The sequence below is a fragment of the Actinopolymorpha sp. NPDC004070 genome (assembly GCF_040610475.1).
Taxonomy (GTDB): Bacteria; Actinomycetota; Actinomycetes; order Propionibacteriales; family Actinopolymorphaceae; genus Actinopolymorpha.
The window spans coordinates 102,379-125,932 of record NZ_JBEXMJ010000013.1 but is presented as its reverse complement, the minus strand read 5'-3'; the positions used below and the strand labels follow the sequence as shown (position 1 = coordinate 125,932).

The window sequence follows — 23,554 nt, the reverse complement described above, 5'->3', positions numbered from 1 at the left end:
CGGCCGGTGCCGGGCACGCTCTCCCGTACGCCCACCTCCCTCGGCATGCTGAGCGGGGAACGTCGGGGGAGCCGGGGACCGAGGAGGCAGCCGATGGCCGGTGGCAGCGGTGTCGTCGTCGGTGTGGACGTGGGCACCACCGGCGTCAAGGCGGTGGTCGCCGACGCCGGCGGCCGCGTGCTGGCCGAGGCCGGGGAGGAGTACGCCACCCGGTACGTCCCGCCGCACGGCGCCGAGCAGGACCCCGACGACTGGTGGTCGGCGACCGCACGGTGTGTCGCGCGGGCGCTTCGGTCCTCCGCTGCGGCGACCGGTCTGGGTGCCGCGGACGTGGAATGCGTCGGGGTGAGCAGCCAGGCGCCCAGCGTCGTCGTACTGGACCGTTCCGGTGCGCCCGTCGGCCCGGCGTTGCTGTGGCTGGACCGGCGCGGCCGTGCCGAGTGCCGGGCCCGGTCGGCTGCCGCCGGCGACGTCGTGGCCGCCACCGGCAACCGGATGGACGCCTACTTCGCGGCGCCCAAGCTCGCCTGGCTGCTCGCCGAGCATCCGGAGGTACGCCGCGCCGGCGCGGCGGTGGTGATGGCCAACGGGTACGTCGTCCACCGGCTCACCGGCGTACCCACCTGCGACACCGGCCACCAGGGCCTCACCCTGCTCGCCGACCTGGACACCGGCCGGTGGTCCGACGCGCTGGTCGACCTGTGGGGGGTCCCGCGCGGCTGGCTGCCCGAGGCCGTGCACCCCACCACGGTGGTCGGCCGGGTCGGTGCGGAGGCGAGCCGGGTGACCGGGCTGCTCGCCGGTACGCCGGTGGTGGCCGGCGCGGTCGACGGCGCCGCCGCCGCGCTGGAGGCGGGCCTGGCCCGGCACGGCGACGTGTGCGAGATGACCGGCCAGTCGACCGTGGTGAACGCCGCGGTCGAGGCGGGCCGGCTGCGCCGGGACGCGCTGGGGACGATGAGCCTGCTGCCGTACCCGCTGCCGGGCCACCACCTCGTCTACGGGTCGATGGTGGCCACCGGCGGGATCCTGCGCTGGTTCCGGGACGAGTTCGGTGATCGCGAGGTGCGCGCGGCGGCCGGGTCCGCAGGGCTCGTCGGGGCGACGGACTCCCCGGACTCGGTGTTCGCGGCCCTGGACACGTTGGCCGGCACCGCGCCGGTGGGCAGCGGCGGGCTGGTGCTGTTGCCGTACTTCCTCGGTGAACGGTCCCCGGTGTGGAACGCCGACGCCCGCGGCGCGCTGGTGGGGTTGACGATGTCCACCCGGCGGGCCGAGGTGGTCCGGGCGATCTTCGAAGGTACGGCGTACGGCCTGGCGCACAACCTGGACGAGCTGGCCCGGCTCGGCCTGCGCCCGGAGGTGCTGCGCAGCGTCGGCGGTGGCGCCCGAGGACGCACCTGGACCCAGATCAAGGCCGACGTCACCGGGCTCCCGGTCGAGGTGCCCCCGAACACCAGGGGCGCGCCGGTCGGGGTGGCGCTGGTGGCCGCCGCCGGGGTGGGTCTGGTCGCCGACCTGGCCCGGGCGGTCGCCGCACGGTCGGACCCGGAGGACGGAAGCGGCGGCGGACCGGGCGGACCCGGCGGACCCGGCGATGGCAGCGGCGTGACGCGTTACCGTCCCGACCCCGGCCGGCACGAGGCGTACCAGCGCTACTACGCCGTCTACCGCGAGCTGTACCCCGCGCTCCGGCGCAGCTACGACCTGCTCGCCGAGGCCCGCGCCGCCGGGGCGCAGGCTTGAGCCGCCGGTGTCCGACCAGAACTGGCCGGACACCCCGAGGGCCTGTGTGGCAGCGCGGCCCTGGTCGGGGACAATCGGAGCCATGACCGGAAACTTCTCCCGCTACGGCGCTGTCGACCTGTCCGGACTCGCGAACCGGGCCAACCAGCCGACCGGCGCACCGGGCGGCCGCCCCGGTCCGGCCGGTGCGCCGGGCGCTCCCGGCTCCACGACCGGTGCCGCGGGTGCCCCGGGAGGCGCCGGCGGCACGGGCGGCGGATTCGTCATCGACGTCACCGAGGCGACCTTCCAGGCCGAGGTCGTCAACCGGTCCGCGACCGTGCCGGTCGTGATCGACTTCTGGGCCACGTGGTGCCAGCCGTGCAAGCAGCTCAGCCCGGTGCTGGAGAAGCTGGCGGCGGAGTACGCCGGGAAGTTCGTCCTCGCCAAGATCGACGTCGACGCCAACCCCCGCCTCTCCCAGGCGGCCGGCATCCAGAGCATCCCGCTGGTGGTGGCCGTGGTCGGCGGTCAGCTGGTGCCGTTGTTCCAGGGCGCGGTGCCGGAGTCGCAGGTACGCCAGTTCCTCGACGAGCTGCTCCGGCTCGCCGCCGGGCAGGGCGTCACCGGCACCGCGCAGCCCGTCGGCGGCACCGAGGTGCCCGAGGAGACCCCCGAGGAGGACGCCGCCGACCCGAGGTTCGCCGAGGTCGACGAGGCCCTGGCGCGGGACGACCTCGACGGCGCGGTCGCGGCGTACGAGAAGATCCTCGCCCAGGCGCCGGCCGACGAGGAGGCGAAGAGCGGGCTCGCCCAGGTCCAGCTCGTCCGCCGGGTGCGCACCCTCGATCCGACCGCCGTGCGCTCCGACGCCGTCGCCCGCCCCGACGACGTTCAGGCCCAGTGTCTTGCCGCCGACGTCGACGTGGCCGACGGCGACCCGCGAGCCGCGTTCGACCGGCTCATCGACGCCGTCCGCCGGTCCGCGGGGGCCGACCGCGACACTCTGCGGGTGCACCTGCTGGAGCTGTTCGAGGTGGTCGGCGGCGACGACGAGCTCGTACGAACGGCTCGCCGGCAGCTCAGCGCTGCTCTCTTCTAGGAGCGGTTCGGGATCCCCGCGGGCGATTCGTCCACAGCCGAACGGCCGGTGCGGCCGGCACGCGCCGGCGCTTGGTTAGGCTATCGGGCCTGGGGGTGCATCGAAGCGGTCTGCCGGTCCGGTCAGCGGCTCGTCCGCGCGGCCGGCGGGGCGGCCACTTCGGGACCTGCCTCCAAGGGGCGTGTCGACAGTTCGCGGGGGTCGGTGGGTGAGCATGCGCGTGTCTCGGGTGGTGACGGGTGTCCTTGCCGGACTCCTGGGACTTCTCGGCACAGTCGCGGGCGGGGTCGCGGCGTTCGCCCTGATCGGCCCCGGCGACGTGCTGACAACCGGCACCCATCACCTCACCACCCGGGGCGTGGCGATCGTCACGGCGCCGGACCTCATCCGCCACTACGACGCCCGGCTGGTGGTCACCGCCGAGCCGGTGCGTCGCGGGCAGCAGGTGTTCGTCGGGGTCGGTAACCATGTCGACGTCGGCAGTTACCTTGCCGGATCGGCGAGCGCGCGGGTGGTCGAGTTCGGCTTCCCCTCGACCCTGCGCACCAGCCGGGTCGCCGGTTCGGCCGGACGCCGCGTGCCCCCTGGCCGCCTCGGCTGGTGGGTCGCCGAGGAGTCCGGGTCCGGTACCCGCACCTTGTCGTGGCGCCTGGCCGACGGGCCGTACGACGTCGTGGTGATGAACGCCGACGGCCGGCCGGGCGTGGACGTACGTGTCACCGCCGGCGTGGAGTTCCCCGGCGCGTTCCGGTCCGCGGTCGTGGTGTTCGTCGTCGGGCTGGTGCTGCTGCTCGTAGCCGTGGTCGTGCTGGTGTGGGGCCGTCGGCCGCGCGCCCAGGGCCGCGATCGTGAGCGGGTCCGCCTGCACCGGCGGAAGCGTGAGGACGACGACGAACTGCTGTGGGAAGGCCGGGAGGCCTGGGAGGAGAACGAGTACTGGGCCGCCGGGCCGTCGGCCGAACGCGCCGACGAGGAGCGGCCGAGCTGGCTCGACTCGCCCGCGGCGCAGCCGCCCGACGCGCAGGCGCCCGACGGGCAGCCGCGCGCCGGCGCCGAGCCGCCGCCACCCGGCGAGACATTGCTGGCCAGGGAACGCGGGAGCGACGACCCGGGTCGTCGCGCACCCACCGGTCCGCCGTCGAGTCCGGCAGCCGCCCCGCGGCGTACCCGGCCCGGGTGGGAGTCCACCGGAAACGGCAGCACCTCCGGCCCGGTCCCGCCGGCACTTCCCTGGCGGCCCGCCGGCACGCGCCGGCCCGCGCAGCCGCCGACCTCACCGGGCACCGGTGCCTCGAGCCGCCCGGACCGCCTGCACGACGGCCGGCCCGGCCGGCCGGACACCCGGGACAGCGATGACACCCGGGACAGCAGGGACGCCAGGGACCGCCACGAGACCGGAGATGTCGATGACCCGCGCCGATAGGGGCCGGCCGAACCGGCGACGCCGGACGGTGCTCACGCTGGCCGCGCTGGTGACCGTGGTCGCCGGCACGGCGTCCGGCTGCGTCACGATGCCGAAGGAGAAGACCGGGGCCGCGCCCGCCTGGGCCCCGATCAGCGCCGAGGACACCCTGTCGGTCGTACGCAAGTACGACCGGCTCGAGGCGAAGGCACGTCGCACCCGCGACGCCGACCTGCTCAGGTCGGTGGAGTCCGGGCCGCTGCTGCGGTCCGGCCAGGGCGGCATGCGGGTGGCCCACGGGTTCGATCCCGAGGGCAGGTCCGTGCTCACCTCGCCGAGCAGGTCCGGGACTGTGGTTCACCTTCCGAAGTTCTCGGGGTATCCCGTCTGGTTCCTCGCCGTCTCCACCACCCGGCAGGCGGCCGGGCAGCCGACCGGCAAGGGTGCAGGCAAGGGGACCGACCAGGGAACGGGCAAGGGAACGGGCCAGGCAGCGGACCAGGGTGACCGCAAGGTGGTCGACATGATGACCCGGCCGACCGCCGGGTCGGCGTGGAAGGCCGCGCAGTCGGTGGTGCTGGACGAGGGCGCGCGCCTGCCCGCCCTTGCCGAACGCGGCGGTGCGCCGGTCGTGCTGCCCGCCGCCGACGCCGGCACCCTGGTCCGGCCGGCGGACAAGACGGCGAGTGCCTACGCCCTGTTGCTGACCAACGGCCCGAAGGCGCCGCAGGCCTGGGCGTTCGCTCCCCATCCGCAGACCCAGCGGGCGCAGCAGGCGGCCGTTCAGAAGGGCCGGTCCCCGGCGTTCGTCTACCGCCACCGGTACGAGGTGACGTCCGTCCGCGCACTGGCCACCGCCGACGGCGGCGCGCTGGAGCTGTTCACCATGAACGAGATCGAGAACTACCAGGCCCGGGGTTCGGCCCCCCTGAAGTTCGACAGGGCGAACCCGGTGGCCGCCTACACGGGGTACCGGATCGGACGGACCCTTGTACGCACGACCTGGGTGTGGCAGGTCGTGGCCCACGTTCCCGCCAAGGGCAAGAGTGACGGAAAGGTCCACCTGCTCGGCGTCGACCGCGGGCTGGCGTCGGTGCAGACGAGGTAGAGCAGCCGGCTCCCTCAGACCAGGGGGTCGGGGGAGCCGGGAGTGACGCCGCGTTCGAGATAGAGCACCGCGCCCTCGGGCGCACCCAGCACGGCCGCCAGCCGGCGGTACGTCCCGGGCAGGCACCGCTCGCGCACCTGGTCGAGGGTGCAGAACTCCACCTGCTTGATCTCGTGCGGCGCCAGCGTGAACGTCGAGAGCAGCGCGTCCGGCTCGTGCACCCCGCCGTCGAAGAGCAGCTCCACCGCGTCGTCCCAACCCCGCCACGGCGGCAGCCAGTCGACGCTGAGCAGCTTTCCGATCGCAAGCTCGATGCCGACCTCCTCCCACGTCTCCCGGGCAGCACCCTCGCGCGGTGACTCGAACGGCTCCACCACGCCGCCGGGCAGCTCCCAGTCCGGCTTGTACGTCACCTGGGCGAGCAGGACCCGCTGCTGGGGGTCGCGGACCACCACGTGCGCGATCAGCCGGGTCCGCGGCAAGCTGGAGTTGACGAGGCCGATGAACCCTTCCTGGGTCTCGGGTTCGGGGTCGCCGGTCAGCCGGGCCAGCACCACGACGTCGTGGCGTTCGCCCTCCGCCGTGCGGTGCGCGCGCAGCAGACCCTCCCGGCGCAGGCCGGCCCGGGCGGCGATCCGCAGCGACGCCCGGTCGTGGGCCGGGACCTCGGCCTGCACCCGGTGCAGGCCGAGGGTTCGCAGGGCGTGCATGGTGACCAGCCGGGCCGCGCGGGTGGCGTACCCCTGCCGTCGGTGTGACTCCTCGATGGCCCAGGTGAGCTCGCCCACCCCGCCACCGAGGTCGCGGAGCTCGACGTGGCCGACCTGCCGGTCCTGACTGAGGACGGTGAAGTGGTACGGATCGGCGGCCGAGATGGGGCGCAGGGTCACCAGACCGTCGGTGAGCGACCCGGCGGGCTCGTCGGCGTCGGGCGGTGGTGCTGAGGAGGTCACGCTGGGCAGGCTACCGCGCGCCCGGACCGACGACTGCCGCCAGCGCATTACCGTAGTCGGCCAGCACGATCGCGTTCGCCGTCCGGCGGACGGAGGCCGCGATCCGGCCCTTCCACGGCACGTACGGGAGGGTCCTCGCCGTAGAGGTCGTCGACAGCCGGTCAGCCGGGACGGGGACCACCTCGCCGGCCCGGGCGAGCAGGAGGGTCAGCAGGGCCCGGCGGACCGGGCCGCCTGTGGGCGACCTCGGAGCCGTCGTCGCGCCAGGCCCGGGCCGGGCCGAGGATGCCGAACGCATGGTCGGCATCCCCGCGCCGCGTCGGCGTACGGGCGGGCCGGTCGCCGGGGTGCGTGCACGTTTCCAAGGATCGTCGGCGGGGTGGCCCGCACGTGCGTCCCCGTTGCGGCACGACGGCTGGGCGCAAGCCCAGGTTGACAGCGACGGGGAGAAAATCCTTCGACGCGGTCCGGATGGTGTGGAAGCCTTGTCGGGCAACACCGAGGGCGGCCAAGGACCGGCCGGAGCCCACCTACTAAGCTTGGGTCGCAAGACCGGGCCGCAGGTGTGGCGACGACCACATCGAAGCCGCTCGGGAATGCCCCGCCGGACCCCGGCGTTGGAGCACATGTGAGTCGAGAGGTGCATTCAGCAAGAGAGTGCATCCAGTCGAAGCATCGGGGAAACCTCTGCGCCACATTGCCCTGTCACCATCAAGGTGGTGACCAGGCAACCGTGCGCTGAGCAACGTCGGTGGTCGCCATCGGGGGAGTCAACGAGGACGCCTGCGAGCCCGACACGACTGGTCGTGGGGGACACCTCATCTCGGCCAACCGCAAGCAACTGCTTTGGAGACAAGAACAAGATGTGGCCTGCCATTGGTAATTACGCCGATGACTACAACGAGCGGCTCGCTCAGCGGACCCGGGCTTCGGTCTCGGTCGCCGCGCCGAAGCACCGCTGGGTAGTCCGGTCGCTTCGCGGCACCGGCGTTCGGCTCGGTCGGCTTGCCGACCGGCTCGACGCGCCGCGTCCCGGCGCCGAGATCTGCTGACCGGCAAGCGCCCCTCCGGCTCGGCGTCGGCGACAGCGCAGAAGCCGTCGCACCGCTGACCTGAGCGTCCTGTAGTCCTCCCAAGACCTACGTCGCGTGGATCCCGCGGCACAACGAGCACCGGCCCCCGGCGGTAGTCACCGCCGGGGGCCGGTTCGTTTGCCGTCCGGGCCGGATTGCCCGGGGTCAGGTGTTCACCAGTTGTTCGCCGGACGTTTCGGCGACGGCCCGTCCTCGGGGTCGAACCGCAGCCACAGGGTGCCGAGCGGGGGCAGCGTCAGCGTTGCCGACGCGGGCTGCCCGTGCCAGGTGACGGGTAGCGCCTCGACGGAGCCGAGGTTGCCGACACCGGAGCCGGTGTAGACCTGTGCGTCGGTGTTGACGATCTCCCGCCACCTGCCCGCGGCCGGCAGGCCGAGACGGTAGTTGTGGTGGGGTACGCCGGAGAAGTTGGCGACGCAGGCCAGCACGCTGCCCCCGGGGCCGTACCGCAGGAAGCTGAACACGTTGTTCCCCGCGTCGTTGGCGTCGATCCAGGAGAACGCCTCAGCCAGGTGGTCGGTGGCGTACAGCTCCGGCGCGTCCGCGTACACCGCGTTCAGGTCGCGGACCAGCGACCGCATCCCCTGGTGCTCGGGGGAGTCCAGCAGGCCCCACTCCAGCTCGCGCGACTCCGCCCACTCCTGCGGCTGGGCGAACTCACATCCCATGAACAGCAACTGCTTGCCCGGGTGTGCCCACATGAACGCGAGGTAGGCCCGAAGGTTCGCCAGCTGCTGCCAGCGGTCACCCGGCATCTTGTTGAGCAGGGAGCCCTTGCCGTGCACCACCTCGTCGTGCGACAGCGGCAGGACGAAGTTCTCCGAGTGGGAGTAGACCAGGGAGAACGTCATCTGGTGGTGGTGGAAGGAGCGGTAGATCGGCTCCCGGGAGAGGTAGTCCAGCGAGTCGTGCATCCAGCCCATGTTCCACTTGAAGCCGAAGCCCAGGCCGCCGAGGTGCACCGGCCGGGTGACCCCGGGCCACGAGGTGGACTCCTCCGCGATCGTGGTGATGCCCGGGACGCGGCGGTAGCAGGTGGAGTTGACCTCCTGCAGGAAGCTCACCGCCTCGAGGTTCTCCCGGCCGCCGTACTGGTTCGGCGTCCACTGGCCCTCCTCGCGGGAGTAGTCGAGGTAGAGCATCGAGGCGACCGCGTCTACGCGCAGACCGTCGATGTGGAACTCCTCCAGCCAGTACAACGCGTTCGCCACGAGGAAGTTGCGCACCTCCCGCCGGCCGAAGTCGAAGATCAGCGTGCCCCAGTCGGGGTGCTCGCCCCGGCGGGGGTCGGCGTGCTCGTAGAGCGGTGTGCCGTCGAAGCGGGCCAGCGCCCAGTCGTCCTTCGGGAAGTGCGCCGGCACCCAGTCCAGGATCACGCCGATGCCGGCCTGGTGCAGCGCGTCGACCAGGGCGCGGAAGCCGTCGGGGTCGCCGAGCCGGGCGGTCGGCGCGAAGTACGACGACACCTGGTAGCCCCAGGACCCGCCGAACGGGTGCTCCATCACCGGCAGCAGCTCGACGTGGGTGAAGCCCATCTCCACGACGTAGGCGACCAGCTCGTCGGCCAGCTCGCGGTAGGTGCGGCCACGCCGCCACGACCCCAGGTGCACCTCGTAGGTGCTCATCGGCGCGGCGTACTGCTTGGTCGCGGCGCGCCGGGCCAGCCACTCCTCGTCACCCCAGGCGTACCGCGAGGTGTGCACCACCGAGGCGTTCGCCGGCGGCACCTCGGTGTGGAAGGCCATCGGGTCGGACTTCTGCCGGCGCACACCGTCGCGGCCGAGGATCTCGTAGCGGTAGACGGTGCCGTCGCCGACGTCGGGGATGAACAGCTCCCACACGCCGCTGCTGCCCAGTGAGCGCATCGGGTGCGGACGGCCGTCCCAGCCGTTGAAGTCGCCCACGACCCGCACGCCGCGGGCGTTGGGCGCCCACACGGCGAACGAGGTGCCGGTGACCGTCCCGCTCGGGGTCTCGTAGTTGTGCACGTGCGCGCCGAGGACCTGCCAGAGGTTCTCGTGCCGGCCCTCGCCGATGAGGTGCAGGTCGACCTCGCCCAGCGTGGGCAGGAAGCGGTACGGGTCGTCGGCGGGGACCCGCACGCCGTGCGGGTAGAAGACCTCGAGCCGGTAGTCGGTCACGTCCGAGCCGGGCAGGGTGCCCACCCACACGCCGTTGTGCTCGTGCTCCAGCTCCACCCGCTGGTCACCGACGTGGGCGAACACCTGCTCGGCCATCGGGCGCAGCACCCGCAGGGTCACCTCTCCCTCGTGCACGTGCGGCCCGAGGATCGAGTGCGGCGCGTGGTGGTCGCCGTCGACCAGGCGGTCGATCTCGGCCGGGTCGACCTTCGGCCGGCCGCCGCCCTTCGGCGCACCCTGCTCGGGTGTGCCGCCGGTGCCGGGCCGGCCGGTGCCGGGCCGACCGGTGCTCGGCTGCTGGGTCGCGCCGGTCTGCTGGGTCGCGCCGGTCTGCTTCGCGTCTCCGGACCGGCTGCGGGTGCTCACGCCCTTCGACCGCTTCGGCGCGGAACCGTTCGACGGTTCGGGAGTGGTGCGGTGGTCGGACATCCGGGGGACACCTTCTTCGTCTGGCTTCGTGGTGGGAGTTCCGATCGTGTGCAGGTCGTACCCGGGACCCGAGTCTCGAACCGGCTGGGGTCAGCCGGCGAGACGCTGGATCGCCGACAGCGGAATACCCACCCAGTCCGGGCGGCTCCGCGTCTCGTAGACGACCTCGTACACCGCCTTGTCGGTTTCGTACGCGCGCAACAGCACGGCGTGGTCGCGCGGGTCGGTGCCGGCGACCTCTCCGTACCCCTCGCAGAACGCGGTCCGGTTGCGCTCGGCCCACTCCGCCGCGCGGTAGCTCAACTGGTGCTCGGCGGACTGGCCGTGGTCGGCGAGCAGGTGCTGCGCGGCGTAGTCGAACGAACGCAGCATGCCGGCGACGTCGCGGACGGGGGAGTCCAGCAGGTTGCGTTCCTCCCACGGACGGTTGGGCTCGCCCTCGAAGTCGATGACCCGCCAGCCGGCGACCGTACGCATCACCTGGCCGAGATGCAGGTCGCCGTGGACCTGCTGGACGGGTACCGGCGCCTTGGTGCGGGCCAGGTCGTCGTAGGCGCCGCGCAGCCGGTCGGCGTACTCGGCCAGGGCCGGCGCGATCTCCACCGCGTCGTCCAGCCGGGACCGCATCGCCGCCGCCAGCGCCGCGAGCTCCTCCCGGCCCCACTCGCCGGTGGGGAGGTAGCGGGCCAGGTCGGAGTGGACCTGTGCCACGGTGGCGCCCAGCCGGTGCGACTCACCGGCGAAGTCGCCGCCCACCTCGTCGGCGTGCAGGTCGGCCTCGGCGTAGAGGTCGCGCACGCTGGCGATGGCGAGCTCCCAGCCGTCGGTGGCGGTACGGAAGAACGCGCTGAACATGCCGAGGTCGCCGCGGCCGGTCTTGCCGTCGGCGTCGGGCCACTCCGCGTCCATCCAGCCGAACAGCCGGGCCACGTTGTCGCAGTCGTTGCGGGCGAACGCCTCGTGCACCTCGATGTCGGCGTTGCGGCCGTGGTGCACGCGGCGGAAGAGCTTGAGCAGGACGTCCTCGCCGTAGACCAGCGAGGTGTTGCTCTGCTCACCGGTCAGCACCAGCGAGGAGACGTCGGCGGACACCTCGAGCTCGCCGATGCGGTGGAACGCGAGGTCGGTGCGCGCCACCTCGCCCAGCAGCCCGGCCAGGAGCAGCGACGTGGCCGCCTTGTCGTGCGGCGCGTCGTACACCCAGACGGGGTCGGAGGAGAGCTCCTCCTCGGTCCACTCCGACACGGCGGCGTGGCCGAGGTGGTCGGCGGGCTCGGGGTAGTAGCTGAGCGGGACCTGGTAGACGTCGGGTGCGGCGTTGTCGGCGTCGGCGTACCGCACGGACACCAGCACCACCCGAACCGCGGGCCAGGCGCCGCGCTCGGACAGCCAACTCAGCGGGTGGACGGACTCGACCGAGAACTCCCTGCCCTTGCCCGCGAACCACCGCTGCCGTTCCAGGAAGTCGTGCAGTCCGGTGGTCTGAGTGGCTTTCACCATCATCGCCTTTCGTTCACTAGGTGGCAGGGCTCGCGGGGAACGCACACCCCCGCGAGCCCGTGCCGCGCTGACCGCACTGACGGACCGGCCTTGCCGGACGGGTTCACCCCGTGGTCTCCTCCCCACCCGAATGCGGCGGGAGCAGGAACCAGTAGAACCCGTGGCCGCCGAGAGTGAGGAGGTACGGCAGCTCCCCGATCTTCGGAAACCGCACCCCTCCCAGCAGCTCGATCGGCTCGGCACCCTCCCACCGGCGCAGGTCGAGCTCGACCGGCTGGGGGAACCTGGACAGGTTGTTGACGCAGAGTACGACGTCGTCGCCGAACTCGCGGACGAACGACAGCACGCTGGGGTTGCTGCCGCCGAGGTCGGTGAAGGTGCCCGACCCGAACGCGGGGTTCTGTTTGCGGGCGTGGATCATCCTGCGCACCCAGTGCAGCAGGGACGACGCGTTGGACAGCTGGGACTCGACGTTGACCGCCTGGAACCCGTAGATCGAGTCCATGATCACCGGCAGCGCCAGCCGGCCCGGATCGCAGGTGGAGAAGCCCGCGTTGCGGTCCGGCGTCCACTGCATCGGGGTGCGTACGCCGTCGCGGTCACCGAGCCAGATGTTGTCGCCCATGCCGATCTCGTCGCCGTAGTAGATGATCGGCGAGCCGGGCAGGGACAGCAGGAGCGCGGTGAACAGCTCCATCTGGTTGGTGTCGTTCTCCAGCAGTGGGGCGAGGCGCCGGCGGATGCCGATGTTGGCCTTCATGCGGGGGTCCTTGGCGTACTCCCCCCACATGTAGTCGCGGTCCTCGTCGGTGACCATCTCCAGCGTCAACTCGTCGTGGTTGCGCAGGAAGATGCCCCACTGGCAGCCGTCGGGGATCTTCGGCGTCTGCGCCATGATCTCCGAGATGGGGTAGCGCGACTCCCGCCGCACCGCCATGAAGATGCGCGGCATCACCGGGAAGTGGAACGCCATGTGGCACTCGTCCCCGCCGCTGCCGAGGTCGCCGAAGTACTCCACCACGTCCGCCGGCCACTGGTTGGCCTCGCACAGCAGCACCCGGTCGGGGTAGTCGGCGTCGACCTCCTTGCGGATCCGCTTGAGGAACTCGTGGGTCCGGGGGAGGTTCTCGCAGTTGGTGCCCTCCTCCTCGAACAGGTAGGGCACCGCGTCCAGCCGGAACCCGTCGATGCCGAGGTCCAGCCAGAAGCGCAGCGCGTTGACGATCGCTTCCTGGACGGCCGGGTTCTCGAAGTTCAGGTCGGGCTGGTGGGAGAAGAACCGGTGCCAGAAGTACTGCTTGCGCACCGGGTCGAACGTCCAGTTGCTGGTCTCGGTGTCGACGAAGATGATCCGCGCGTCGGAGTAGCCCTCGTCGGTGTCGGCCCAGACGTAGAAGTCGCCGTAGGGGCCGTCCGGGTCCGACCGGGACGCCTGGAACCACGGGTGCTGGTCGGAGGTGTGGTTCATCACGAAGTCGACGATCACCCGGATGCCGCGCTGGTGCGCCGCCTCGATGAACTCGACGAAGTCCTCGTGCGCGCCCACGTCCGGCGAGATCGCGGTGTAGTCGGCCACGTCGTAGCCGCCGTCGCGCAGCGGGGAGACGTAGAACGGCGGCAGCCACAGGGCGTCGATGCCGAGCCATTCGAGGTAGTCGAGCTTCTCCTTCAGGCCCTTGATGTCGCCCACGCCGTCGCCGGAGGAGTCGTGGAAGGACCGGACGAGGACCTCGTAGAAGACGGCACGCTTGTACCACTCCGGCTCGGAGCTCAGGCCGCCCTCGTGCAGTAGTTGGGTCTGGGTCATGCTGAACCCCGCTGAAGGGTGAGGATGTGGGCAGGGTGGTACGCCGGGTCGAGCCGGACGTAGTTGTGTTGGCCCCATCGCCAACTGTCGCCGGTGAACTCGTCCTGGACCACGAACGAGTCGTGCCAGTCCAGGCCGAGCGCCGGCATGTCGAGGGTGACCACCGAGTCGTGCGGGCCGTACGGGTCGATGTTGATCACCACGATCACCGTGTCGTCGCGCCCGTCGGGGAGTACGTCCCGTTTGGAGAACACCAGCAGGTTGGGGTCGGGCACCTGGTGCACGACCAGGTTGCGCAGCCGCTGCAGGGCAGGGTGGCGGCGCCGGATCTCGTTCAGCTGACGGAGGTACGGCGCGATCGACTCACCCGCGCGTTCCCCGCCCGGCTCGTAAGCCGCCCAGTCGCGGGGGCGGTACTGGTACTTCTCGGAGTTGAGGTACTCCTCGCTGCCCGGCCGCAGCGCGACGTGCTCGCCCAGTTCGAAACCGGAGTAGACGCCCCAGGTCGGCGAGCCGGTGGCGGCCAACGCGGCGCGGATCCGGAACGCCGGCAGGCCGCCGTTCTGCAGGAAGGCGGTGAGGATGTCCTGGGTGTTCACGAAGAAGTTCGGCCGGAGGAAGTCCGAGGACTCCTGGCTGAGCTCGGTGAAGTAGGACTCCAGCTCTTCCTTGGTGTTGCGCCAGGTGAAGTAGGTGTACGACTGGTGGAACCCGACCTTGGCCAGGGTCTGCAGCATCGGCGGCCGGGTGAACGCCTCGGACAGGAAGAGCACGTCGGGGTCGGTACGCCGGACCTCGGCGAGCAGCCACTCCCAGAACTGCACCGGCTTGGTGTGCGGGTTGTCCACCCGGAAGATCCGCACGCCGTGGCTCATCCAGTGCCGGACGACGCGGAGCACCTCGGCGTAGATCCCGGCGGGGTCGTTGTCGAAGTTGATCGGGTAGATGTCCTGGTACTTCTTCGGCGGGTTCTCGGCGTAGGCGATCGTCCCGTCGGACAGCGTGGTGAACCACTCCGGGTGCTCCTTGACCCAGGGGTGGTCCGGTGCCGCCTGCAGGGCCAGGTCGAGGGCGATCTCCAGGCCCAGCTCGTTGGCCCGGGCGACGAACGCGTCGAAGTCCTCCAGCGTGCCGAGGTCGGGGTGCACGGCGTCGTGGCCGCCCTCGTCGCTGCCGATCGCCCAGGGGGAACCGGGGTCGCCGGGGGCGGGGTCGAGGGTGTTGTTCGGGCCCTTGCGGTTGACCCGCCCGATCGGGTGGATCGGGGGGAGGTAGACGACGTCGAAGCCGAGGTCGGCGATCGCGGGCAGCCGGTCGGCGGCGGCCTTGAAGGTGCCGGACACCCAGCGACCCTGGTGCTCGTCGTAGTAGGCGCCCTCCGACCGCGGGAAGAACTCGTACCAGCTGCCGTAGAGCGCGCGCTCGCGCTCGACCCGCAGCGGGAACTCCTCCGAGATCGTCACCATGTCGCGCAGCGGGTGGGCGGCGAGGACCTCCTCGACGTCCGGCGCCGTGGCGGCGTAGAGGCGGGCCTGGGCCGGGCGCGAGTCGTCGCGCAGCGCCCGGACCGCCGCCTGGAGCAGCTCCCGGCCGTGGGCCTGGTCGGCCGGCAGGTTGGCGGCGGCGCGCTCCAGGACGAGGGCGCCCTCGGCCAGCATCAGCTCGACGTCGACGCCGGCCGCGATCTTGACCTCCGCGGCGTGCCGCCAGGTTGCCACCGGGTGGCTCCACGCCTCCACGGAGTACGTCCAGTCGCCCTCGGCGTCGGGTCGGATCCGCGCCGACCATCGGTCGGTGCCCGGCTCGTCGCACCGCATCGGCGTCCAGCCGAGGGTGCGGCCGTCGGGTCCGCGGGTCACGACGTTGGCCCCGAGGGCGTCGTGGCCCTCCCGGAAGACCGTCGCCTCGACCGTGAGGGCCTCGCCGACGACGGCCTTGGCGGGCAGCCGCCCACCGGCGCGCACGTCGGGGGTGACGTTGATGATCGGGATCCGGCCGACGACGGTGTCGAAGGCCGTGGCCGTGGAGCCGGGGGTGGAGGCGGTACTGGAGCCGGGACTGGTCGGGGTGCCGGAGGCGCCGCCGTCGGTGGCCGCGGTCACCTGACTCGCGGTCGGGGCGGTCTCGGTCGTGGCCCTGGGCTGCTCGTTCTTGGCAGGCATCGGATTCCGAGGGGGGAGTCGGCGGGTTTTCTGTCGGCGCGCAGGCACAGCGGTGAACCTACCTACCCCAGTATCAGGGTTTGTGGCCGGGCGTCCACCTCGTCGATCTTCCGGGCGGTCCGGCCCGCCCCTGGGGGCATGCGATCCGGGGGTGCTCATAACGGAGTGGTTCCCCCTGGAACGTTGCAAAACCTTGCTCTTCCTGCAACAGGAAGGCATGCCGACGGCGTGTCGGACCTTCCACTGGGTTAGCCTCTGCCCTCGTGCGTGCCATCCGTCGATTCACTGTCCGACCGGTCCTGCCCGAGCCGCTCGCGCCGCTCGGCGACCTCGCCATGAACCTCCGCTGGTCCTGGCACCCGCCGACCCAGGATCTGTTCGCTGCCGTCGACCCCAGGCTGTGGGCGTCGACCGGGCACGATCCGATGCGCCTCCTCAGTGAGGTCTCCACCGACCGGCTCACCGAGCTCGGCTCGGACGAGACGTTCCTGTCCGACCTGCGCTCGGTCGCCGCGGACCTGGACGCCTACGTGCACCAGGACCGGTGGTACCAGTCGCTGGGGCCGGACGTACCCCGCCAGATCGCATACTTCTCGCCGGAGTTCGGGCTGACCGCCGTACTCCCGCAGTACTCCGGTGGCCTCGGCATCCTCGCCGGCGACCACCTGAAGGCTGCCAGCGACCTCGGCGCCCCGCTGATCGGCGTGGGCCTGCTCTACCGCCACGGCTACTTCAAGCAGTCACTGTCGGGTGACGGCTGGCAGCAGGAGCGCTACCCGATCGTCGACCCTCAGGCGATGCCCCTCAGCCTGCTGCGCGAGGCCGACGGCACCGCCGCCCGTGTCTCCGTGGGCCTGCCGGGCGGCCGCCGCCTGGTCGCCCAGATCTGGGTCGCGCACGTCGGCCGGGTGCCGCTGCTGCTGCTCGACTCCGGCATCGAGGACAACGAGCCCGCCGAGCGGGACACCACCGACCGCCTCTACGGCGGTGGGACCGAGCACCGGCTGCTGCAGGAGATGCTGCTCGGCGTCGGGGGCGTGCGCGCGCTGCGCGCCTACTGCCGGATCACCGGCGCCACCTCGCCCGAGGTGTTCCACACCAACGAGGGCCACGCCGGCTTCCTCGGGCTGGAACGCATCCGGGAGTACGTCGAGGACTGCGGGCTGGACTTCGACGCCGCGCTGGAGGTCACCCGCGCCGGCACCGTGTTCACCACCCACACCCCCGTGCCTGCCGGAATCGACCGGTTCGCCCGGGATCTGGTGGAGCAGCACTTCGGTGGTGACAACGAGGCGGCCGGCGTCCCCGTCGACCGCATCCTCGCCCTCGGCGCCGAGGACTACGAGGGCGGCGACCCCGGCCTGTTCAACATGGCCGTGATGGGCTTCCGCCTCGGCCAGCGCGCCAACGGCGTGAGCGCCCTGCACGGCGTGGTGAGCCGCGGGATGTTCGCCGGCCTGTGGCCGGGCTTCGACGAGACCGAGGTGCCCATCACCTCGATCACCAACGGCGTGCACGCGGGCACCTGGGTCGCCCGGGAGATGACCGAGCTGGTGTCTCGCCCCGAGGTGGACCCCACCGCCCGCGACGGCGCGGAGGACTGGGCCGGCATCGACCAGGTTCCGGAGTCGGCGATCTGGAAGACCAAGGCCGCCATGCGTGCCCGGTTGGTCGACTACGCCCGCGACCGGTTGCGGGAGTCCTGGCTGGCCCGCGGTGCCTCCGAGGCCGAGCTGGGCTGGGTGGCCGACGCGCTCGATCCGAACGTCCTCACCATCGGGTTCGCCCGCCGGGTGCCGTCGTACAAGCGGCTCACCCTCATGCTGTCGGACCGGGAACGCCTCAAGCGGATGCTGCTCGACCCGGAGCGGCCGATCCAGCTGGTCATCGCGGGCAAGTCGCACCCGGCCGACGACGGCGGCAAGCGGCTGATCCAGGAGATCGTCTGGTTCGCCGACGACCCGGAGGTCCGGCACCGGATCGTGTTCCTGCCCGACTACGACATGGGCCTGGCCCACCCGCTGGTCACCGGCTGCGACGTGTGGCTCAACAACCCGCTGCGGCCGTACGAGGCGTGCGGCACGTCCGGCATGAAGGCGGCCCTCAACGGCGGGCTCAACGTCTCCATCCGCGACGGCTGGTGGGACGAGTGGTACGACGGCCAGAACGGCTGGGCGATCCCGTCCGCCGACGGGGTGAACGACCCCGACCGGCGCGACGACCTCGAGGCGCACGCGCTCTACGACCTGCTCGAGCACCAGGTGGCGGCACGGTTCTACGACCGTGACGAGCACGGCCTGCCGCGCCGGTGGCTGGAGATGGTCCGGCACACGCTGAAGTCGCTCGGGCCGAAGGTGCTGGCCACCCGGATGTTCGACGACTACGTGACCAAGCTCTACGCCCCGGCCGCGCTGAGCTCGCGGGCGATGAACTCCTCGTTCGAGGGGGCCCGGCAGCTCGCCGCGTGGAAGCGGCGGGTCCGGGAGGGCTGGGGCGGCGTGCACGTCGACCACGTGGAGTCGGTCGGCACCGGCGAGGGTGCCGAGGTCGGCGGGTCCGCGCAGCTGCGGGTGTTCGTCAGCCTGGGCGGTCTCTCACCCGACGACGTGGACATCCAGGTCCTGCACGGCCGGGTCGACGAGGCCGACCGGCTGCAGAGCCCGAGCCTGGTGTCGCTGGAGCGGGCCGAGGACTACGAGGCGGGCCGCTACCGTTACGAGGGACAGGTGCGCTTCGACCGGACCGGCCCGGTGGGCTACACCGTCCGGATCCTGCCGAAGAACCCCGAACTCAGCTCGCCGGCCGAGCTCGGCCTGGTGGCCTGGCCGCCGGCGGCGTCGCCGATGGTCAACGGCGACCTGCGCTGAGCACGGCCTGATCACCAGAGGTACGCCCGGCACGAACGGGGGAGTGGTGCCGACCTGGCTCGACGACGCGGTGCTGTGGCACGTCTACCCGCTGGGCTTCGTCGGCGCCGAGACCTCTGCCGACGACGTTCTCGGTGAGAGTGAGGGCGCGGTCCAGCCGGTTCGCCACCGGCTGGTCCGGCTCGAGGCGTGGCTGGACTACGCGGCCGACCTGGGGTGTTCCGGGCTGCTGCTGGGCCCGGTGTTCGCCTCCGGCACGCACGGCTACGACACCGAGGACCACTTCCGGATCGACCCCCGGCTGGGCGACGAGGCCGACTTCGACCGGCTGGTGGCCGCCGCCCGGGCGCGCGGGTTGCGCGTCGTCCTGGACGGGGTGTTCAACCACGTCGGCCGGTCGTTCCCGGTGTTCGCCGAGGCGCTGCGGTCGGGCCCGGACTCACCGGCCGGCCGGTGGTTCCGGCGTACCGGCGACGGGCCGGACGACTACGCGACCTTCGAAGGTCACCACCAGCTGGTCGCCCTCGACCACGCCGAGCCGGCCGTCGCCGACCACGTGACCCGGGTGCTGACGTACTGGCTGGACCGCGGGATCTCCGGCTGGCGGCTGGACGCCGCCTACGCCGTGCCGCCGTCGTTCTGGCGTACGGTCCTGGCGCCGGCCCGCGCCGCCCATCCGGACGCATGGTTCCTGGCCGAGGTGATCCACGGCGACTACGCGGAGTTCGCCACGCAGAGCACGGTCGACTCGGTCACGCAGTACGAACTGTGGAAGGCGATCTGGAGCAGTCTGAACGACCGCAACCTGTTCGAGCTGGAGTGGGCGCTGCGCAGGCACGGTGAGTTCCTGGCCGCCGAGCTGCCGCAGACGTTCACCGGCAACCACGACGTGACCCGGCTCGCCACCCGGCTGGAGGACCAGCGGCACCTCGGGCACGCGCTGGCCGTGCTTGTGTGCGTGGCGGGGGTGCCGACCATCTACGCCGGGGACGAGCAGGCGTTCGAGGGCACCAAGGAGGAACGCGAGGGCGGCGACGACGCGATCCGGCCGGAGTTCCCGGCCTCCCCCGCCGACCTCGCGCCGTCGGGTTGGCCGTTGTACCACCTGCACCAGCGGCTGCTCGCCTTCCGCCGCCGCAACCCGTGGTTGACACATGCCCGCACCACCACCGAGCACGTCGTCAACTGCGGGTTGGCGCTGCGGTCGACTCCGGCCGGTGGTGATGGTGGTGGCGGGGCGGCGGGCCCGGAAACCCTGCTGCTGTTGAATCTTCACGACGAGGCGTACGACTTCCCGGTCGACGCCACCGGCTTCCACGTCGCCCAGACCGCCGAGACCACCGAGACCGCTGCGACCGGCCGGGGCGAGGACACGCCGATCACGACGGTCCCCGCCCACGGCTGGTCGATCCTGCTCAGCGACTGACCTCGCCGCTGTCGCCGCTCTCGCCGGTGTCGCCGGGGTCGACGCCGACGTTCACCGACAGTCCCTCGGCGGTGGTGTCCGGCACGAGGTCGAGGATGCGAATCCGGCCGGCGGCGGCGAGGTCGTCACGGGCCGACGCCAGCAGGTCGAGGTCACCGGTCGGGCCGCGCACCTCCACCCGGTCCAGCTCCGTACGCATGGACAGCTTGCGGGCCGACTTCTCCCCGCGCACCGCCGACAGCGCCGAACCGACCAGTGTCAGCAGCCGTCCGTGCGCACCACCGGCCGGAAGCTCGTCCACGCGCGGCCACGGCTGCCGGTGGATCGAACCGTCCCGCCACCACGACCACACCTCCTCGGTGACGAACGGCATGGTCGGCGCGAACAGCCGCAGCTGTACCGACAGGGCCAGTGCCAACGCCGCCTTGACGGAAGGGTCGCCGCGGTAGGCGCGGTCCTTCACCAGCTCCAGGTAGTCGTCGCAGAACGTCCAGAAGAACCGCTCGGTGACCTCCAGGGCAGTGGTGTAGTCATACGCCTCGAACGCACTGGTTGCCCGCTCGACCACCTCGGCGAGCGCGGCCAGCATCGCCCGGTCGAGCGGCTGGGTCACGGCACCCGGGCCGGCCGTGCTCGGCTCCGCGCTTAGGCCGAGCACGAACCTGCTGGCGTTGAGGATCTTGATCGCGAGCCGCCGGCCCACCTTCATCTGCGTCTCGTCGAACGGCGAGTCCAGCCCCGGCCGGGCCATCGCCGCCCGCCAGCGCACCGCGTCCGCGCCGAAGGTGTCGACGATCTGCTCGGGCACCACTGCGTTCCCCTTGGACTTGCTCATCTTCTTGCGGTCGGGGTCGACGATGAAGCCGGAGATCAGCGCGTGCGTCCACGGCACGGTCTGGTGCTCGTGGTGGGCGCGCACCATCCGGGAGAACAGCCAGGTGCGGATGATGTCGTGCGCGTGCGTGCACAGGTCCATCGGGAACACCCGGGCGAACAGGTCCGGATCCCGCTCCCAGCCGCCCGCGATCTGCGGGGACAGCGAGGAGGTGGCCCAGGTGTCCATCACGTCCGGGTCGCCGGCGAAGCCGTTCGGCCGGCCGCGCTGCGACTCGTCGTACCCCCGTGGCGCCTGGGCGGACGGGTCGACCGGGAGTTCGACCTCGCTCGGCAGCAACGGGTGGTCGAAGTCCGGTTCGCCGTCGCCGTCCAGGGGATACCACGCCGGGAACGGCACGCCGAAGAACCGCTGCCGGGAGATCAGCCAGTCGCCGTTCAGGCCGCCGACCCAGTTGTCGTACCGATGCCGCATGTGGGTGGGCACCCAGGTGATCCGTGCGCCGTCCTCCAGGAGCTCGGCCCGTAGGTCGTCGTCGCGGCCGCCGTTACGGATGTACCACTGCCGGGTGGAGACGATCTCCAGCGGCTTGTCGCCCTTCTCGTAGAAGTTCGTCATCCGCACGGTGGGGGTGGGCTCGCCGTCGAGGTCGCCGGAGGCGCGCAGCAGGGACACCATCGCCTGCCGGGCGCTGTGGGTGGTCTTCCCGGCGAGTTCGGCGTACGCGGAGGAGGCCGGCTTGTGCGCCAGCCACTCCGGCGTTTCCCGCAGCAGCCGGCCGTCGCGGCCGATGACCGTACGCACCGGCAGCCGCAGCTCACGCCACCACGTGACGTCGGTCAGATCGCCGAACGTGCAGCACATGGCGATGCCGGCGCCCTTGTCCGGCTCGGCGGCCTCGTGCGCCAGCACCGGGATCTCCGCCCCGAACACCGGCGAGGTCACCGTGGTGCCGAACAACGGGGCGTACCTCTCGTCGTCGGGATGCGCGACCAGGGCCACGGCGGCCGGCAGGAGCTCGGGCCGCGTGGTCTCGACGTACACCGGTCCGTTCGGGCCGTGGAACGCGATCCGGTGGTAGTGGCCGGCGTACTCCCGCGACTCCAACTCGGCCTGGGCGACCGCGGTCTGGAACGTCACGTCCCACAGCGTCGGCGCCTCCTGGAGGTAGGCCTCGCCGCGGGCATAGTTGCGCAGGAACGCCCGCTGGGAGGCGGTCCGGGCCACCGGCCCGATCGTGGTGTAGGTCTGCTCCCAGTCCACTGACAAGCCGAGCTTGCGCCACAGACCGGCGAACGCCTCCTCGTCCTGTTCGACAAGCCGCTCGCACAGCTCCACGAAGTTCGGCCGGCTCACCGGCACCTGACGCTTCGGGTCCGGCTTGGCCGGCGGGGTGAAGTCGGGGTCGTACGGCAGGGAGGGGTCGCAGCGGACACCGAAGTAGTTCTGCACCCTGCGCTCGGTGGGCAGGCCGTTGTCGTCCCACCCCATCGGGTAGAAGACCTCCTTCCCCCGCATCCGCTGGAAGCGGGCGATGAGGTCGGTGTGGGTGTAGGAGAACACATGCCCGACGTGCAGGCTGCCGGACACGGTGGGTGGGGGAGTGTCGATCGCGTAGATCGCCGAACGTTCGGCGGAGCGGTCGAAGCGGTAGATGCCCTGCTCGTGCCAGCGTCGCGCCCAGGCCTGGTGGAGGCCGTCAAGGGAGGGCTTGTCCGGGATGGTCCTGGCGGAGTTCGTACCGGAGTCGGTCGGGGTGGTGGCGCCGGGTGCGGTGGTGGCGCTGGTGGATGTGGTCGTCGCGTGGGTTGTCACGATGGCTCACCTTGGAGTCGCGGCGCCGCGTCGAAGGATGGTGGCGTACGCCGGATGCGAGTGCGGTCGGCGAAGGCGCGCCGCGAGGGATGCGCGAGAAGGAAGCTGCTACGCGCCCTGGCGGCGCACGGCTACTCGCGCCCGGGCGCCGTGGGCGCGGCAGCGGGCGCGGGGGAGAAGCGGACCGTTCGTAGCCATCGCCGCCGATGATACGCGAGGCCGCAACCCCGTGGGCGACGTTCGTACTACCAGGCGTAGGACATGTCGGGCCGTGTTCGTAGACTGACCGGCGGATCGGCGGATCGGCGCGGGGACTGTCCCGGCCGGCCGGACAGCAGCGATCGACCAGACGGAGGAGCAGCGGTGATCGGCCCCCTGGCGGTCGTGGTGATGGTCGTGGCCCTGGCGTTCGCGGTGCTGGCCCTGGTGATCGCGGCGCTGAACCGCCTCCCCGGCGCCCTCCAGGTCGGCGGCGCCGCACTGGTCGAACTCCTCGCCCTGGTCCAGTTGGTGGGCGTGATCGTCCAGCTCGTGCGGGGAGAGCGGCCGGCGGAGTTCGCGACGTTCCTTGCCTACATGGTGGTGTCGGTGCTGGTGATGCCGGCCGCCGTGCTGTGGGCGGCCGCCGAACGCAACCGCTGGAGCAGCGTGGTCCTCGGCGTCGCCGGCCTGGTGGTCGTCGTCCTGGTCCTTCGGATGCAGCAGGTGTGGACCGGTGCCTGACGAGCGGCCGGTGCCCGAGGAGCGACCGGTGAGTGCGGAGCGGCAGCGGGCGGCGAGCACCCGTTCCGGCCCGGGCCGGGTCCTGGTCGCGGTGTACGCGGTGTTCGCCGTGGCCGCGACGTCACGGGCGACGGTGCAGATGCTGACGAAGTTCGCCGAGGCCCCGCTGGCGTACGTCCTGTCGGCGTTCTCCGCCGTGGTGTACGTCGTGGCCACCGTGGCGCTGGCCCGCGGCGGGCCGACCGCCCGCAAGGTGGCCTGGTGCGCGTGTGGCGTCGAACTCGCCGGGGTGCTGACGATCGGGTTCTTCAGCCTGTTCGACCCGGTGGCCTTCCCGGACGCCACGGTGTGGTCGGTGTTCGGGCGCGGCTATCTGTTCGTGCCGCTGGTGCTGCCGATCCTCGGGCTGGCCTGGCTCCGGCACACCGGCCGGGCTGAGCCGAAGCGCGCCTGATCCACCGACTA

Annotated in this window: 15 protein-coding genes; 8 read left to right on the top strand and 7 right to left on the bottom strand. The window is 71.9% G+C overall.

Annotated elements, in window-relative coordinates; genetic code table 11:
* Window positions 1–93 precede the first annotated feature (93 nt).
* The 4 genes from ABZV93_RS23025 (at window position 94) to ABZV93_RS23010 (ending at window position 5,337) form a co-directional block, all read left to right on the top strand.
* Window positions 94–1,746: an FGGY family carbohydrate kinase gene (locus tag ABZV93_RS23025; protein ID WP_354939477.1), complete on the top strand. Its 1,653-nt coding sequence runs from the start codon at window positions 94–96 to the stop codon at window positions 1,744–1,746.
* 82 nt (window positions 1,747–1,828) lie between these two features.
* Window positions 1,829–2,827, top strand: a complete 999-nt coding sequence (locus tag ABZV93_RS23020) for a tetratricopeptide repeat protein (RefSeq protein ID WP_354939475.1) — start codon at window positions 1,829–1,831, stop codon at window positions 2,825–2,827.
* Between the two features lie 214 nt (window positions 2,828–3,041).
* On the top strand, window positions 3,042–4,250 hold the full coding sequence (locus tag ABZV93_RS23015; protein WP_354939474.1) for a hypothetical protein: 1,209 nt from the start codon (window positions 3,042–3,044) through the stop codon (window positions 4,248–4,250).
* Window positions 4,234–5,337: a hypothetical protein gene (locus tag ABZV93_RS23010; protein WP_354939472.1), complete on the top strand. Its 1,104-nt coding sequence runs from the start codon at window positions 4,234–4,236 to the stop codon at window positions 5,335–5,337. The genes ABZV93_RS23015 and ABZV93_RS23010 overlap by 17 nt, the downstream gene beginning before the upstream one ends.
* Window positions 5,338–5,351: 14 nt before the next feature.
* Here the strand turns inward: ABZV93_RS23010 and ABZV93_RS23005 are convergent, their stop codons facing one another.
* The 6 genes from ABZV93_RS23005 to ABZV93_RS22980 form a co-directional block, all read right to left on the bottom strand.
* Window positions 5,352–6,290: a GNAT family N-acetyltransferase gene (locus ABZV93_RS23005; RefSeq protein ID WP_354939470.1), complete on the bottom strand. Its 939-nt coding sequence runs from the start codon at window positions 6,288–6,290 to the stop codon at window positions 5,352–5,354.
* Between the two features lie 10 nt (window positions 6,291–6,300).
* On the bottom strand, window positions 6,301–6,588 hold the full coding sequence (locus ABZV93_RS23000) for a hypothetical protein (RefSeq protein ID WP_354939468.1): 288 nt from the start codon (window positions 6,586–6,588) through the stop codon (window positions 6,301–6,303).
* Window positions 6,589–7,536: 948 nt separating this feature from the next.
* Window positions 7,537–9,954 (bottom strand): 1,4-alpha-glucan branching protein GlgB, encoded by a 2,418-nt coding sequence (glgB, locus tag ABZV93_RS22995; protein WP_354939466.1) that lies wholly within the window; start codon window positions 9,952–9,954, stop codon window positions 7,537–7,539.
* A 90-nt stretch (window positions 9,955–10,044) separates the two neighbouring features.
* Window positions 10,045–11,454 (bottom strand): aminoglycoside phosphotransferase, encoded by a 1,410-nt coding sequence (locus ABZV93_RS22990; RefSeq protein WP_354939464.1) that lies wholly within the window; start codon window positions 11,452–11,454, stop codon window positions 10,045–10,047.
* Window positions 11,455–11,557: 103 nt separating this feature from the next.
* A complete protein-coding gene (treS, locus tag ABZV93_RS22985; RefSeq protein WP_354939462.1) occupies window positions 11,558–13,261 on the bottom strand; it encodes a maltose alpha-D-glucosyltransferase in 1,704 nt (567 codons plus the stop codon).
* On the bottom strand, window positions 13,258–15,423 hold the full coding sequence (locus ABZV93_RS22980; protein WP_354939460.1) for an alpha-1,4-glucan--maltose-1-phosphate maltosyltransferase: 2,166 nt from the start codon (window positions 15,421–15,423) through the stop codon (window positions 13,258–13,260). Before ABZV93_RS22980 ends, treS begins: the two co-directional genes overlap by 4 nt.
* Window positions 15,424–15,686: 263 nt before the next feature.
* Between ABZV93_RS22980 and glgP the strand changes: the two genes are divergently transcribed.
* The gene (gene glgP / locus ABZV93_RS22975; RefSeq protein ID WP_354939459.1) at window positions 15,687–18,290 is read left to right on the top strand and encodes an alpha-glucan family phosphorylase; all 2,604 of its coding nucleotides are present in this window, start codon (window positions 15,687–15,689) and stop codon (window positions 18,288–18,290) included.
* 46 nt (window positions 18,291–18,336) lie between these two features.
* A complete protein-coding gene (locus ABZV93_RS22970; protein ID WP_354939457.1) occupies window positions 18,337–19,716 on the top strand; it encodes an alpha-amylase family protein in 1,380 nt (459 codons plus the stop codon).
* On the opposite strand, the gene valS is transcribed toward ABZV93_RS22970, so the two are convergent.
* Window positions 19,706–22,273 carry a valine--tRNA ligase gene (gene valS, locus ABZV93_RS22965; protein WP_354939645.1) on the bottom strand — a complete coding sequence of 856 codons (2,568 nt, stop codon included), beginning with the start codon at window positions 22,271–22,273 and terminating at the stop codon, window positions 19,706–19,708. The genes ABZV93_RS22970 and valS overlap by 11 nt on opposite strands.
* A gap of 456 nt (window positions 22,274–22,729) precedes the next feature.
* On the opposite strand from valS, the gene ABZV93_RS22960 reads away from it, so the two are divergent.
* Together ABZV93_RS22960 and ABZV93_RS22955 are read left to right on the top strand one after the other, a co-directional pair.
* Window positions 22,730–23,089 carry a hypothetical protein gene (locus ABZV93_RS22960; RefSeq protein WP_354939455.1) on the top strand — a complete coding sequence of 120 codons (360 nt, stop codon included), beginning with the start codon at window positions 22,730–22,732 and terminating at the stop codon, window positions 23,087–23,089.
* Complete coding sequence (locus ABZV93_RS22955; RefSeq protein ID WP_354939454.1) at window positions 23,082–23,543, top strand: hypothetical protein; 462 nt, start codon at window positions 23,082–23,084, stop codon at window positions 23,541–23,543. The genes ABZV93_RS22960 and ABZV93_RS22955 overlap by 8 nt, the downstream gene beginning before the upstream one ends.
* Window positions 23,544–23,554: the final 11 nt, after the last annotated feature.

Coding starts and splice junctions, on each gene's coding strand:
- ABZV93_RS23025 (WP_354939477.1), top strand. CDS start 94: ATGGCCGGTGGCAGCGGTGTCGTCGTCGGTGTGGACGTGGGCACCACC.
- ABZV93_RS23020 (WP_354939475.1), top strand. CDS start 1,829: ATGACCGGAAACTTCTCCCGCTACGGCGCTGTCGACCTGTCCGGACTC.
- ABZV93_RS23015 (WP_354939474.1), top strand. CDS start 3,042: ATGCGCGTGTCTCGGGTGGTGACGGGTGTCCTTGCCGGACTCCTGGGA.
- ABZV93_RS23010 (WP_354939472.1), top strand. CDS start 4,234: ATGACCCGCGCCGATAGGGGCCGGCCGAACCGGCGACGCCGGACGGTG.
- ABZV93_RS23000 (WP_354939468.1), bottom strand. CDS start 6,588: ATGCGTTCGGCATCCTCGGCCCGGCCCGGGCCTGGCGCGACGACGGCT.
- glgB (WP_354939466.1), bottom strand. CDS start 9,954: ATGTCCGACCACCGCACCACTCCCGAACCGTCGAACGGTTCCGCGCCG.
- ABZV93_RS22990 (WP_354939464.1), bottom strand. CDS start 11,454: ATGGTGAAAGCCACTCAGACCACCGGACTGCACGACTTCCTGGAACGG.
- treS (WP_354939462.1), bottom strand. CDS start 13,261: ATGACCCAGACCCAACTACTGCACGAGGGCGGCCTGAGCTCCGAGCCG.
- ABZV93_RS22980 (WP_354939460.1), bottom strand. CDS start 15,423: ATGCCTGCCAAGAACGAGCAGCCCAGGGCCACGACCGAGACCGCCCCG.